Genomic DNA, 13,980 nt, shown 5'->3' with positions numbered 1-13,980 from the left:
GATTATTTTAGAGGGTCGCATCATTTCTACCGCTATAAAAACCTGAGCATTTCACAGACTTTAGACTGCTTTTCACCTTCAATTGAGGACAGAAAATCCATCAAAACAGCGGGTTAGATGCAAATAATCAAGTCCGTCAATGCGGACTTCGGCCCTTGTGCATGCAACTGCGCGCTCAGATTCAGTCATTCTTGCCAAACTTCATTCGTCTGCCAAGCCATGCATACACGAAGCAACCGGCCGGTGTCGAAATAGCGTCGTACAGAGTGCCCGGCCCCGTGTAACCCCGGCTGAGCAATTTCAGCTTCTGCGAGTGTGCAGCTGCCAACCATGGCCGCATCAATCACTTTTTCATAGCAGCTAATCCAAGCAGCCTGATCGCCAGACATATGGCTGATGGAATATATTCAGGCACTCTCGCATTAGCAAGCTATGGAGCGGCTTCCTCGCAAGTTCAGCCTCGCTGACCCCATTTTCAAGTTCGCGGCGGCTTTGCCTTGGCACCGCCAGCTGGCCGCCAGCCGGCACGGCAAGCTGCTCAATGAACTCCATATTGTGAAATTCACAGCCCACTCAGATGCACAGCAGTGATGAAATCCGCCAGTTGCTCTTGCCCTGGGGCGAGCTACGCCCTCAGGACCGAAGCCAATGGCAAGGCAAGCCTCATGCCTTGCCGCAAGAAATAGCCGACTTTTACGCGCAGATAGGCGCATGGGGCGAGATCATCCACGAATCCGTCGGGCCTATAGGCATAGGCCTGTGCGTTGGTGGCAAGACGGACTCACGCCCCAAGGCAGACTTCGGGTGCTTGACGCTTTATCGCGCTTTACCGGCGACAAGGCGCTGGCCACCGCAATGCTCAGCGCCTGAGAATATTACGAATAGCAGCCCCCCTCTTAGACACACCGCAAGCACGCGGCAGACACACCGCATTGCAGCCTCGATCAGAAAGACGAAACGATGAACGTCTTATGGAGCCCCAACACCTCGCGCTCTCAGAAATGGCTGATCAGCCTTCTTTTGCTGTTCATGCTTGGGGCGCTGCCGCCCATGTTGTGGCGCAGCTTTGTGCCCAGCGATGCCTGGCAGCTGCGGGCCTTGTATCTGTCTGTCTTTTTGACCGGCGCGGGCCTGCTGTGGTTGCGCCGCTCATACAAGAGCGGTCAATGGAAGCCCGCCGGCCCCTGGCTGGACTATGGCCCCGTCAAGCGCATGCTGATGGCTCCAATGTGCGTGGCTTTTACCATTTTGATCGTCTGGCTGAACCTGGCCGTGAGCTGGCCCATGGTCTACACCCACTGGATGGGTTCAGAAAGCAGCCTGGAGTCCATGGCCGAGAAAAAGCGCGGCTCCGGCCGCCGATCCTGCAGCCACCAGCTCAAGCTGCAAGACATTAACTATCTTTTTTTCGAATTCTGTGTGGCTGAAGATAGGTTCGAGCGCCTGCCAGAGCAGCCTATGCCCGCCCTGCTTTCTGTACGCCAGACTTACTTCGGTATGAGGGTTGAAAGTGTGCGACTGGCGATGCCAAGAGAATAAATGAGCACCTTCCCCTTTCCATATAAGGAATCTGGCTTTATAAGCACCTGAAACCTTTTACTGGCAAGCGCTCTCAGCTCCTTTTTTTACCTTTCCACCTTCCTTCATATGCGTTTTTTTCTATTGCCACTGATGCTGATCGCCGGTCTGGGCCTGAGCCTGAGCCTGCTGATGCACCTTTTTGCCCTGACAGGAAGCAGTGATCGCTTTGCCGCACTTCTGTCCGATGACCAGATAGGTCAGCTCATGGCGGGCATGATGCTGGGAATTTTCTTGGTCTGGGCGCCTGCCGTGCTGATTGCGCAGCGCATCAACAACGGCAATCGACTGAAATTTTCCTGGAAAAAGGTTCTGGCCGGCTGCCCCACCTGGATGCGCTACACAGGCTACGGTCTGTTTGCCTATGCCATCGGCAACTTTTTCCTGAGCATTTCACATGAACAGATGAGCAACCAGCAAGGCCTGCGTGCCTTCTCCGGCCACTGGATGATGTTCTACGGCCTGGCGTTTTGCATCTTCTACTCTACCTGGCAACGTCCCTTTCTCTTGCGCACCAAGCATTGCCCGGCAGGCCACGAGGTCGCGCATGAGGATGAGTTTTGCTCTCTGTGCGGCCTGCCCACCGCACAGAGCGGACAAGACCCTCTGTGAACACTGCGCCCTCATAGCAGCGCACTGCACCAAAGCCCCAGTAGCGTGCTCACAACACCAAGGGGCGCATACTTACCGACCTAACCCCCTCCTGCCCACACTTGCACCGTCCAGCCCGCGCCATGCCCAGCCCTCAATCTCCCATCGGTATCTTTGACAGCGGCGTGGGCGGTCTCAGCGTATTGCAGGCATTGCGCCATGAGCTGCCACAGGAGCGCTTTGTCTATCTGGCCGATAGTGGCAATGCGCCCTACGGCGACGCGCGCGGCGATGCCTTCGTGCAGGAGCGCAGCCTGGCGATTGCGCAGTACCTGCAGACCCATCACGACATCAAGATTCTGGTTATTGCCTGTAATACCGCCACCGCCGCAGCGGTGGAGCTGATGCGCGAGCGCATGGCGCAGCTGCCGCTGATCGGCGTAGAGCCAGCCCTCAAGCCGGCCTCTTTTTCCAGCCAGACCCATCATGTGGGTGTGATGGCTACCCGCGCGACCATCAGCAGTCAGCGCGTGGCACGCCTAGTGGCCGAGCATGGGCAGCGAGCGCAATTCCATCTGCAGGCCTGCGACGGTCTGGCCCGGGCGATTGAGCAAAGTACCGAGCAGGAGCTGCCCAACAATCCGGAAGCTACCGAGATCAGAGCACTCTGCGCAAAGTACACAAGCGCTTTAGGTAGTTTTGGCCAGAAAACGGGACAAATGGATACGCTGGTGCTTGGCTGCACGCACTACATCTTTGTCAAAGATGACCTGCGCGCCCTGATGGGACCAGACATTCAGTTTCTGGACACAGGTGCCCCTGTCGCCCGCCAGACCCGGCGCATGCTGGCGCAGCGCAACTTGCTCGCACCGGAAACGGATGCCGCCAGAGATCTGGCCCAGGCCCCGCAAATTCAGCTCATGACCACCGGCAGACTGAGCGCCCTGCAGGCAGCGGTCCAGCGCTGGCTAGACCTGCCAGCCCATTGCTGCCGGCATGTCGATGTGCCCAGTCCAGTCAGCGCAGCCACTGCCAGCTGATCAGCGCCAAAGGGGCTCGGCGCCCGTATCCAGATAGCTGAGATAAAAGCGAACATCAAACTCCAGCTGATGGTAGGCAGGCTCCATGTGCATGCACAGCTGATAGAAGGCCTTGTCGTGATCCATGAAACGAATATGAGCCAGCTCATGCACACAAATCATGCGCAAGAAAGCATCGGGGGCCTGCTTGAACATGGCGGCCACATGGATCTCATGCCGGGCATTAAGCTTTCCACCATGGGCTATGGCACGTCGCGTGTGCAGCCCTAGCGCATTGCGCACCGCATGAATCTTGCTGTCGTAAGCCACCTTGTGCAACTGGCCGGCATTGCGCAGATATTCACCTTTGAGCTCGTCGACATAGTCGTACAGCGCCCGGTCCGTACGCACAGCATGGGCTTGCGGATATTTGCCCAACAACCAGTCAACGGCCTTGCCGCTGTGCAGCCAGTTCAGCGCCTGCTGCTGCAAAGAAGGCGCATAGCTGGCCAGATAAGGCAAAGCCAGCGGCGACGCAGCCGCCGCTTTGTCCTTGCGCAGCTGTGCGGTGACGGAGCCCGTGTACTTGGGCGTGGGGATAGGTTTCATATCCAGTAGCAAACCCTGCGAAGCGGCAACTGCAGCGCAGCGGAGGGCTGAAGAGAGCTCAGCTCAGCAACAGTGATCAGTGCAGGTGGCGTGGACGGCGGTTGCCACCATGACCAGAGGCAGAGCCGCCAGAGCCACCGCGCGGCGGCTTGCCCAGCTCCAGAGAGCTGACAAGCGCCTCAAAGCGCTCGGAAAACAGCTTGTCGATTTCCTGCACCACACCACCCAGCTCAGCACTGTCGAAGTGGCGCTCCATCATGTTGATGACGTCCTGCACTAGCAGGTCACGCTGCACCTGCATGATGGCTGCAGGGTTGGGGCCGACAAACAGCATGAGGAAATCATCACGGCTTTGTGCTTCAGCAGGTGCCTCTTCTTCGTCAAACTCGGTGTCGTAGAAGGTCACCTCAATGGCAGCACCCTGCTCGGCCAGTTCATTCAGCCCCATGCACATATCGTCCAGAGCCTGGCGAAAATCATCGTCACCACGCACCGTCCAGCACATCTGCAGCACATGCTCCTTGTCGTTGAACTGGATTCCCGGCTCTTCCTCGTAAAGGCTTGCTTCACCATCCGTCAAGGAGCGAGCACCTGCATAGGCCCACAAAGGGCGCAGTGCATCTTGCAACTGCTCATACGTGACATCCGCACGGAGCAGAATCTGACCGTGGACATGAATTTCAAAAGCAGCGTTGTAAACAGACATCTTTATTCTCTTGGAGTGCAGGCTCCATCAGCATGACAGAACTGCGAGCCATATGGTGCCGAAGCCTGGGCTGTTGCAAGCTTCTTGCAGCGCACCCGGCTTGCCAAGCCATAGAGCCAGCATCACAGTGAAGAGGATTTTCCCACCTTACGCATAGCTGCTGGGCACAAGCGGCTAATCGGGCCGCCAACAAAAAAGCCCGCTATGCAAGAGATAGCAGGCTTTTTAATTCTGGTGCCTCGAGCCGGAATCGAACCGGCACGCTCCGTTAGGGGCGGCAGATTTTAAGTCTGCAGTGTCTACCAATTTCACCATCGAGGCCCACTTCACAACCAGTACAGGGCACTGGCGAGAAGTATTGCACCAGCCATAAGACCGAAGCAATAAAAAAGGGAAGCTTTTGCTTCCCTTTTCAAAATCTGGAGCGGGAAAACGGGTTCGAACCGTCGACCTATACCTTGGCAAGGTATCGCTCTACCAACTGAGCTATTCCCGCATCTTCTGAAAAGCTGTACGCCTCACAGAGCAGACTCGAATTATAGCCACGATTTCAAGCCGCTTTGAGAAGCCGTGCAGCTTTTAGTCGTTTTCCTTGATCAGGCAGGCTGCGCTGCGGATTCCAGCTTCGCCTTGACGATTTGCTGCAGATCGCGTTTTTGCACCTTGTTAGAGGCATTGACAGGCAGAGTGTCCAGTTGCAAGACAAAGCGAGGCACCTTGTAATTCGCCATATTGGCTCGGCACCAGGCAATGAAGGCATCCTTGTCCAACGACACGCCGTTGCGCGCAACCACACAGGCACAGCCCACTTCGCCCATTCGTTCATCCGGCACGCCAATGACGGCAATCTGTGCCACGTCAGGGTGATTGGAGAGGATTCGCTCAATTTCTGCCGGGTAGCAATTGAAGCCGCCCACGATAAACATGTCTTTGAGGCGGTCCGTAATGCGCAGGTAGCCGCGCTCGTCGAGCACGCCCACGTCCCCTGTATGCAGCCAGCCATCGGCGTCAATGGTTTCTGCCGTGGCCTTTTCGTCTTCAAAATAGCCCTGCATGATGTGATAGCCACGCAGCAGCACTTCACCCGCCTCGCCCGCAGCCACGGACTGACCCTGCTCATCAACACAGCGAACTTCGGTGCCAGGCAAGGCCTTGCCGCAGGTGTTAGCAACGGTTTCCACGTCGTCAGCGGGATCGCACAGCGTTGCACAGCCACCGCATTCGGTCAGTCCATAGGCCGTAGTCACGTTCTTGATACCCAACTCTTCACGCATGCGCTTGATCAGAATGGGAGGCACGGTCGATGCACCAGTAACGGATGACTCCAGCGAGCTCAAGTCAAACTCCTTGAGCCTGGGGTGGGCCAGCATAGACAAAAACAGCGTGGGCGGGCCGGGCATGAAGCTGATGCGATCGCTTTCAATGCGGCGCAAGATGGCTTCGGCATCAAACACCTGCTCGGGATAAACCGTGGAGCCTTGCAGCAAAGCTGCAACCCAGCCTGCCTTGTAGCCAAAGGTGTGAAAGAAGGGGTTGACGATCAAATAGCGGCTACCCTCTGTCAGCCCCACCACATCCGACCAAGCCTTGAACGCTAGGATCGTCGGACGATGCCCGCACATCACGCCTTTAGGACGCCCCGTGGTGCCAGAGGTGAACATCAGATCGGCTGTATCGTCAGGCTTGATCTGGGCTTCACGCTGCTGCTGGGCTTCAGCCGTCGTGCCTTGCGCCTTGGCAAGGAACTGCGCCCAGCTCAAGTCTGCGCTGGGTAGGACTTTGTCACCCAAAACCACGACTTGCTCCAACGTGCTGGGGCGCAAGCCACTGAGCAAGTCAGGGTAGTAGTTATTGAGAAAATCCCCTACGCATACCAGCACTTTGGCGCGGCTGCGCTCCAGAATGTCAGCGGCTTCTGCGCCCTTCATACGGGTATTGAGCGGAACGAGCACTCCACCAGCGGCATGCACGCCGCAAGCAGCCACAATCCACTCACTGAGGTTGGGAGCCCACAGCGCAACGCGGTCGCCGGCCTGCACTCCCACCGTCATCAAGGCTCGAGCGGCCTGACGGCTCAGTTGCTGCAGCTGTTCATAGCTGATGGATTGACCATTTTCGACAATCGCGGCACGGCTGGCAAAGCGGCTGACCACATGGGCCAGCATGCCGGGCAAAGTCAGAGAAGACTCCGGCAACGCATTCTGGTTGGTATTCGACATTTATTACTCCGGGAATTTGACGCGCAGCTTCTCGCTGGTGGGGACGGACTGGCAGGCCAGAGTCCATTTCTTGGACAAGTCCTTGGCATCGAGCACTTCGTTGTGTCGCAGGTGGACCGAGCCGTCTTGCACCTGGCACATACAGGATGCGCACATTCCCGCCTGGCAGGAATACGGCACATTGACACCTGCACGCAGGCCCGCCTCCAAAATGGTTTCGTTACCGCTGCAGGTGAACTCGTACTCCTCGCCATCCAGACGCAGGTGCACTACGGCTTCTTCGACTGCCGCCTCCTCCGAGGCAGCTGCCTCCTGCATCTGCTGCAGCATTTCTTCGTCGGGCAAAGAGACAAAGCGCTCTACATGAACCTGATCGGCAGGCATTCCTGCATCAATCATTGCCGTCTGGGCGGCATCCATGAAAGGACCAGGCCCACAGATAAAAGCCTGACCTGCATCCCCTACCCATGGCTTGGCCCAGGCAGACAGCTGCTTTTGGGAAGGGGCGCCTTGCACCGAATCCAGCCAGTGAACGACTTGCAGACGATCCGGGTACTCTGCGGCCAACTGCTGCAGGTCTTTCTTGAAAATGACCGAGCGCTCGTCACGATTGGCATAGAACAAGGCCACGTTGCCTTGGTGTTGCTTGAGCACCGTGCGCAAAATGGAGAACACCGGCGTAATGCCACTGCCGCCGGCCAACAGCAGGAAGTTCTGCGCCAGATTCTTGGGAGAGAACAGGCCGGAAGGCGGCATCAGCTCAATGGAGTCGCCCACGCGCACTTTGTCACATACCCAGTTGGAGCCACGCCCCTTGTCCACGCGCTTGACTGTGACGCGCAGCGCATCATCGAGAGTCGGCGCACTGGACATGGAGTAGCAGCGGGGCACATAGCGACCTTCGATAGGCAGCCTCAACGTCAGAAACTGGCCCGGGCGATAGCTGAATTGCTCCGCCAAGGCTTCTGGCACATCAAACACAATGGACTTGGTATCGTGCGTCTCGTCAATCACTGCTCGCACACGTAGCGGGTGATAACGCGATGCGCTGGTTGTGGCTTCACTGCTCATTTTTTTATTACCCCTTACTCACTCTCACTTTTGTTGTGCGATCAAGGCCCGGCGCCCCAGCCCTTGATCGCCCCCACATCTACGGGGTCAGGAAATCACGGCTTCCACAGCCGCTGGGACAGCGACTGAAGAGGCCTGCTGCGCAGCCTGGGCTTCGCCCTGGGCCGCGGCCTTGCCGGCTCGGCGGCCAGAGAAAATGCAGTCTGCCAACGACAGACCACTGACATAGCGTGACGAAGCCACACCGATTGCCGTGCGGCCCGCTGCGTACAAGCCGGGAATATCTCTTCCCGCTGCATCGATCACCGCGCCATTGCTTTCGTTGACCTTGAGGCCACCAAGACTCAGAACTGCCAGCGGGAACATCTTCTGACTGATGGAGATATCGATCGCGAAAAGAGAGCCGCCCTTGAACTCATGGCGCATATCCTGAGATTTGCCCATGGGGTCCTCTGCCTCCCCCCTGGCCGCAGCATTGGCGCTGTCAAACTGACGCTGCAACACAGCTGCATCCATCTTGAGCTTCTTGGCCAGATCGGCCACAGACTTGCCCTTTATAGCCACCTTGTACATCAGCGCCAGCGCGGGCATGGCCTGGAAGGCCCACAGCCCTCCAAAGAGGCATTGCCAGGCGGCCTGCCTGCGCAGCTTGCTATCAATAATGAGCCAGGCCTTGCCGCCCTGCTTTTCCATCATCTCGTAGCCCAGCTTGGCACCATAAACCTGCTCATTACAGAAGCGCTCACCCTTAGTATTGACCACTATCCCCTTGGGCCATACCGAGGGAGGAGTAATGAAGCGCCAGGCAGAAATATTGTGCAAATCATGACCCACTCCGCCAACCGACTGGCCCAGGCGCAGGCCTGAGCCATCGCATCCTGCTGCTCCGGTCAGCCAGCCTGGCTTGTAGGCAGGCGCATGCTGATCCATCAATTCTGAGTTGAAGATATAGCCGCCGGTAGAGAGCACCACGCCTTTGCGAGCGCGAATATAGCGCTTTTCGCCAATCTCGCTCTCAATTTGAGCCGCTTCACGACGAGCGGCCTGAGCGCGTGGTGCCTGATACAGACGCCATTTCGCCACCAATTCATCAAGCTTTTTATGACGCTCTGTACGCGCATCGCCTGCTGGTAAGACCATGACCTCAACACCCACGACCCGACCCGTTTCCTTCTCGCGTACCAGTCGTTGCACGCGCGCCTGAGTCAGCGTACGTGCGCCGTGCGACAAGGTGGACTTTTGGAGCGCAGCAAAAAACGTGGCGCCCGACTGCCCCTTGGCCACAACCCGGTGGCCTCGCGGAGCTGGCTTAGTGGTCAGCGTCGGGTTGCCATAAGCGGGGACCACCTCGTTGCCTGAGTAGTACAAATACATACCGTCGGCTGGGTACGAAGTCTTGTACGCAGGCATGGTGGAGGCAAAGGTCGCCCCTTGCTTTTCTAGCCAGTTCAGATTCTTTACGCTATCACGGCAGAAACGAGCCAGGGTCTCGTCACTGACCACCCCATTGACTTCGTGCTTAAGATAAGCGGCCATGGCCTCGGGGGAATCCTCAAAGCCTGCTTCCTTTTGGTACTTGGTCCCCCCCCCGGCGTAGACCACTCCACCCGATAGAACGCTGGCCCCCCCACCGCTGAAACGATCAATGACCAGGACCTCGGCTCCCTGCTCACGCGCCTCGATAGCTGCGCTGGCCCCAGCCCCTCCCCAGCCAACTACGACCACATCTGAGCTATCCGCCCATTGGATCTCATCGGCAGACTGTACTTCCAGTGCCGCTCCCACTGGATTGATAGTGCTGATGTGTTTTTTGGAATTCGTCGCCATATCAAGCTCCTCAGACCGCTTTACCCAGCAGATGGGAATTCTCCAAAGGCAACGGCTTACCCAACATGTCCGCGACAGCACGGAAGGCAAACGTCATGGCTGGCCCCAAAGTGGAGCCTGCGCCCGCATAGGCAGGACCCATTACCGAGGCAGAGTTGTTGCCCACGCAGTACAGGCCTTCGATGACCTCACCTTGCTTATTGAGCACACGGGCTTCGCGGTCTGTCAGCAGGCCACCCTTGGTGCCGATCTCACCTGGCCACAGGCGCATGGCATAGAACGGACCTTTTTCGATGGGACCTAGATTGGGATTCTTCAGGCGAGGATCGCCGTAGTAGCGGTCAAAAACATTCCCGCCGCGATCAAAGTCCAGGTCCTTGCCGGTCTTGGCATATTCGGTCATGCGGCGTGCGCTGTCCTGCAGCCCCGCTGCATCCACACCAATCTGGGCCGCCAGGTCCGCCAATGTTTCACCCTTCCAATAGACATTGTTGAGCCAGCTCTTGCGCACCTTGCTGTCAGGCACGGCCGAGCTAGGCATCAGAGGGCCCATGGGATTCTGGGCCCGGAAGCTGGCGTCAAACACAATCCACGCAGGCACGCCGCCGTTGCCCTTAGCATGTTCGGCCAGCATGGCTTGCTGAAACTCAGGGTAAGGGCCGGATTCGTTCAGAAAGCGCTGTCCCTTGTCATTCACGACCATGCAGCCGGGTAGCGAGCGCTCGACAAAAATGCCGCGAAACGCCGGCTCCTTGGGCACATCCATAGTGGGGCAACCCCAGGACCAGTCCATCAGGTGCAGCTGCCCACCCACGGCCTGTCCGGCACGGTGGGCATCGCCTTCATTGCCCCCCACGGGTGTGGCCGTCCATTCAGCCTTGGTAGGCTTATTCAGATACTGGTCACGCATCTCCTGGTTGCGCTCAAAGCCACCGGCACCCAGCAGCACGCCACGCTTGGCATTGACTTGCACGCGTTGACCATTCTTTTCAATGATGACTCCCGTGACACGGCCCGAGGCATCTTGCACCAGCTCCTTGAGCGGAGAGTTGCGCCACATCTCTACACCTGCCTTATTGGCCGCAGTCAACAAACCAGCCACCAATGCCTGACCGCCCGTCAAACGACGGTCACGCTTGGTCTTGTTACGCCATGGGTAATCGAGGAAATATTTGAGCATGATGCCGATGATGGTGAAGCGAGACTTCAATTCACGCGACAGCATGGAGTGGGCCTCGAACGCATTGATGCTCATGCGACCAAACAGCTGGTTTCCGGGCGGGCCTGGACGCATGGTTTCCAGCGCAGCCAAACCCAATTTCGCTGCATTGAAGTCCACCGGGTCCATGGTGCGCCCCCCAGGCTTGGAGCCCTCGATATGCGGATAATAGTCCGCATACTTGGCCATGGCACGGTAAGGAATGCCAATCTGACGCAGGTATTCCGCCATCTTGTTAGCCGTTTCCACATAGGCCAGCACACGATCATCGGTGGCCATGCCACGCACGCAACGCTTCATGTAGCTGAAAGCAGTTTCCAAATCATCTTTGACACCGGCATTTTTCTGATCGTAGTTGACGGGAATCCAGATGCCACCGCCGGACAAGGCCGAGGTTCCCCCGAAAAGATCCGTCTTTTCGACCACCAAGGTCTTGAGTCCCTGCTCCTGCCCACGAATGGCGCCCAGTAAGGCGCCTGCGCCGGAACCCACGACGATCAGGTCATATTCTTTTTCTGCCATACCTTGTCTCCGGAATATTTTTTGTATTGGATGGTCTGTCTCAAAAGCAGCTATGCGGCGACAACCGTTTGAACCGGTTGCCGCCGCTTTTTCTCAATCAGGGCCGATCAGACGAAAGGCTCTTGATTGGGGATGCCCAGCACATGTGAGCCATAAGCGCGCACGTAAGCGTCCGTGTTGTTGGCAATGTGAGTGCGACCTTGGTGGATGTCACGGAACACGCGTTCGATAGGGTTGTTCTTGAACGTACCGCTGGCAGCGCAGGCTCGCATCATTTCATTGACGTGATAGGCGCTCAGTTTGGGCACATACGAGGCTTGCGCACGCTGCAGCAGACGTTCCTCCAGAGACAGCTGAATACCGGTCTTGGCGGCATCCACAATGCGGGCGTAGTTGCGGAACAGCACCAGCTTGAGCTGATCCAGCGCAATAGTGGCTTCAGTCACCGCGGTCTGGGCATTCACATCCTCGGCCATCTTGTTGCCGTGCTTGCCGACATGATCCTTGGCGCGCTGCGTAAAGGTCTCGATCGTGCCTTCCAGTGCGCCCAGGCAAGCCGTGGACACGGCACGCTGGAACACATGGGTAAAGGGAATGCGGAACAGCCAGCTGGTGTTTTCCTTGCGACCGGGGCAGCCTTCATCGCTATGGTCATTGGTGTAATGGATGCGGTGCGCAGGCACAAAAGCATTTTCCACCACGACGTCATGGCTGCCCGTGCCGCGCAGGCCCAGCACATCCCAGTTGTCTTCGATACGGTAGTCCGACTTTGGCAGTAAAAAGGTCACATGCTCCAGGCCTGGTGTGCCGTCACGCTTGGGCAGCAAGCCGCCCAGGAACAGCCAGTCGCAGTGCTTGGAGCCGGTGGAGAAGCTCCAGCGGCCATTGAAGTTGAAACCTCCTTCCACAGGCTCGGCCTTACCGGTGGGCATATAGGTCGAGGCAATGCGCACTCCGGAGTCCTTGCCCCAGACATCGTCCTGCGCCTGTGCAGGGAACAGACCCAGTTGCCAGGGGTGAACGCCCACCACGCCATAGATCCAGGCAGTGGACATGCAGCCCTTGGCCAGCTCCATCTGTACGGTGTAGAACACTCGCGGGTCCATCTCGTAGCCGCCCCAGCGCTTGGGCTGCAGCACGCGGAACAGTCCTGCCTCGGCCATCTCTGCAATGGTCTCATCGCTGATGGCTCCATCACGATCAGCCTGCTGCGCGCGGGCTGCCAGCTTAGGGGCCAGAGCCTTGGCACGCTCGATCACGGCCAGTGCATCGGGGGTGAGGTAGTTGTCTGTCATTGTGTTCATTCAGGTCTCCAGTTGCCGCTCCACCGGACGGCTAGTGGTGTGGTGGGCAAGGCTTTTTCGCCTATGACAGAAATGCTCTCACCATGCAATTTTGTGCTCATCGTCCGATCAGACTAACGACAAAACAAGCCCCAAAGATCCATCTCAGAGGGCTGACTAAGTGCAGCCAAAAACATCGACCTAGGACAAATACCGAGCCCCTTTTCTCTCTGCTAGTCCATGTGAAGGATTCAGCAAAAGCCCATTAGCAGCACTCTTGCAGCAAGGAGAAATTCACCCTATGCAAAGTACTGCAGCAACCTTCGACCCCAAAGACTTCCGCCGCGCCCTGGGCATGTTCGGCACAGGGGTCACCATCGTCACCACCCGTGCCGAGAATGGTGAGCCTGTAGGAATCACCGCCAACAGCTTCAACTCCGTTTCGCTCGAACCCCCCATGGTTCTGTGGAGTCTTGCCAAGAACGCCCGCAGCCTGCCCGTGTTCCAGAATGCCCAGACATGGAATGTGCACATCCTCTCCAACGAGCAGGAAGCCTTATCCAACCGCTTTGCCCGCGCTGGTGAAGACAAGTTCTCGGGCCTGCCCCTGGACTCGGAAGAAGGCCATGCCCCGCTGCTGCAGGACTGCAGCGCACGCTTTCAGTGCAAGACAGCCTTTCAGTATGACGGCGGCGACCACATCATCTTTGTGGGCGAGGTCACCGGCTATGACGCCACTCCCCGTCCCCCGCTGCTGTATGTGACTGGCGGCTATGCCCTGGCCTCACGCATGGCGGGCGCAGTGGCCAGCGAACCTGCAGCCGACACCAACACGGCTTACTCAGAAAACCTCATCGGCTATTTGATGGGGCGTGCGCACTTCCAATTCCTGAGCGGTCTGCGCAAGCCCATGGCGGCTTACGGCATGACGGACGCAGATTTCTATGTGCTGTCGCTGCTGAGCATTCAGCAACCCCAGTCGCCGGCCGAGATTGCCTCTCACATGGCCTACACCGGCACCGACATCGGCACCGTGGCGCTGCAGTCGCTGATCAGCAAAGGCTGGGTGGAAGAAAGCCGCGAACGCGCCGAATCGCTGCAACTGACCCCTCAAGGCAATGAAGCCATCCTGCATGTGCTGGCCGCAGCCAAGGCCGTAGAAACCGACCTCATCGACAGCCTGGGCGAAATAGAAGCCGCCACGCTGCGCAACCTGCTCAAGAAAGCCATTGCGGCCACAGACCCCGGCCTGCCCAAGCTCTGGCAAGCCAAGGCCTGAAGAGACGAGCCGTCAACGATTCCTCACCCGAAGGCAGGAGACAGCCTTCGCCTTCCA

General features: G+C 57.8%; 11 protein-coding genes and 2 tRNA genes. 4 read left to right on the top strand and 9 right to left on the bottom strand.

The annotated features are described in order from the left end of the window. The first annotated feature begins 960 nt into the window (after positions 1 to 960). The 3 genes from AC2I9W_RS14900 (at position 961) to murI (ending at position 3,209) form a co-directional block, all read left to right on the top strand. Entirely contained in the window at positions 961 to 1,539 is a 579-nt protein-coding gene (locus AC2I9W_RS14900) for a hypothetical protein (protein ID WP_486410706.1), read from the top strand. Between the two features lie 108 nt (positions 1,540 to 1,647). Beyond that, on the top strand, positions 1,648 to 2,190 hold the full coding sequence (locus AC2I9W_RS14895; RefSeq protein ID WP_486410705.1) for a hypothetical protein: 543 nt from the start codon (positions 1,648 to 1,650) through the stop codon (positions 2,188 to 2,190). A gap of 122 nt (positions 2,191 to 2,312) precedes the next feature. After that, positions 2,313 to 3,209: a glutamate racemase gene (gene murI / locus AC2I9W_RS14890; RefSeq protein ID WP_486410747.1), complete on the top strand. Its 897-nt coding sequence runs from the start codon at positions 2,313 to 2,315 to the stop codon at positions 3,207 to 3,209. On the opposite strand, the gene AC2I9W_RS14885 is transcribed toward murI, so the two are convergent. From AC2I9W_RS14885 to AC2I9W_RS14845, 9 genes are all read right to left on the bottom strand, one after another. Then, positions 3,210 to 3,797: a YgjP-like metallopeptidase domain-containing protein gene (locus AC2I9W_RS14885; RefSeq protein WP_486410704.1), complete on the bottom strand. Its 588-nt coding sequence runs from the start codon at positions 3,795 to 3,797 to the stop codon at positions 3,210 to 3,212. 76 nt (positions 3,798 to 3,873) lie between these two features. Next, positions 3,874 to 4,503 (bottom strand): DUF6806 family protein, encoded by a 630-nt coding sequence (locus AC2I9W_RS14880; RefSeq protein ID WP_158392336.1) that lies wholly within the window; start codon positions 4,501 to 4,503, stop codon positions 3,874 to 3,876. Between the two features lie 232 nt (positions 4,504 to 4,735). Then, positions 4,736 to 4,824, bottom strand: a tRNA-Leu gene (locus AC2I9W_RS14875). A 99-nt stretch (positions 4,825 to 4,923) separates the two neighbouring features. Continuing rightward, a tRNA-Gly gene (locus tag AC2I9W_RS14870) sits at positions 4,924 to 4,999 on the bottom strand. Positions 5,000 to 5,099: 100 nt separating this feature from the next. After that, positions 5,100 to 6,722: a FadD3 family acyl-CoA ligase gene (locus AC2I9W_RS14865; protein WP_486410703.1), complete on the bottom strand. Its 1,623-nt coding sequence runs from the start codon at positions 6,720 to 6,722 to the stop codon at positions 5,100 to 5,102. A 3-nt stretch (positions 6,723 to 6,725) separates the two neighbouring features. After that, on the bottom strand, positions 6,726 to 7,793 hold the full coding sequence (locus AC2I9W_RS14860) for a 2Fe-2S iron-sulfur cluster-binding protein (protein ID WP_486410702.1): 1,068 nt from the start codon (positions 7,791 to 7,793) through the stop codon (positions 6,726 to 6,728). Between the two features lie 87 nt (positions 7,794 to 7,880). After that, positions 7,881 to 9,620, bottom strand: a complete 1,740-nt coding sequence (locus AC2I9W_RS14855) for an FAD-binding protein (RefSeq protein WP_486410701.1) — start codon at positions 9,618 to 9,620, stop codon at positions 7,881 to 7,883. A 10-nt stretch (positions 9,621 to 9,630) separates the two neighbouring features. Next, positions 9,631 to 11,361, bottom strand: a complete 1,731-nt coding sequence (locus tag AC2I9W_RS14850) for an FAD-dependent oxidoreductase (RefSeq protein ID WP_486410700.1) — start codon at positions 11,359 to 11,361, stop codon at positions 9,631 to 9,633. Positions 11,362 to 11,468: 107 nt separating this feature from the next. Continuing rightward, entirely contained in the window at positions 11,469 to 12,656 is a 1,188-nt protein-coding gene (locus AC2I9W_RS14845) for an acyl-CoA dehydrogenase family protein (RefSeq protein ID WP_486410746.1), read from the bottom strand. Positions 12,657 to 12,945: 289 nt separating this feature from the next. On the opposite strand from AC2I9W_RS14845, the gene AC2I9W_RS14840 reads away from it, so the two are divergent. Continuing rightward, entirely contained in the window at positions 12,946 to 13,923 is a 978-nt protein-coding gene (locus AC2I9W_RS14840; protein WP_486410699.1) for a flavin reductase, read from the top strand. Positions 13,924 to 13,980 lie beyond the last annotated feature (57 nt).

The sequence above is a fragment of the Comamonas sp. FUJ_7 genome (assembly GCF_057369555.1).
The sequence above is the reverse complement of the archived record's forward strand: the minus strand, read 5'-3'. Positions and strand labels throughout refer to the sequence as shown.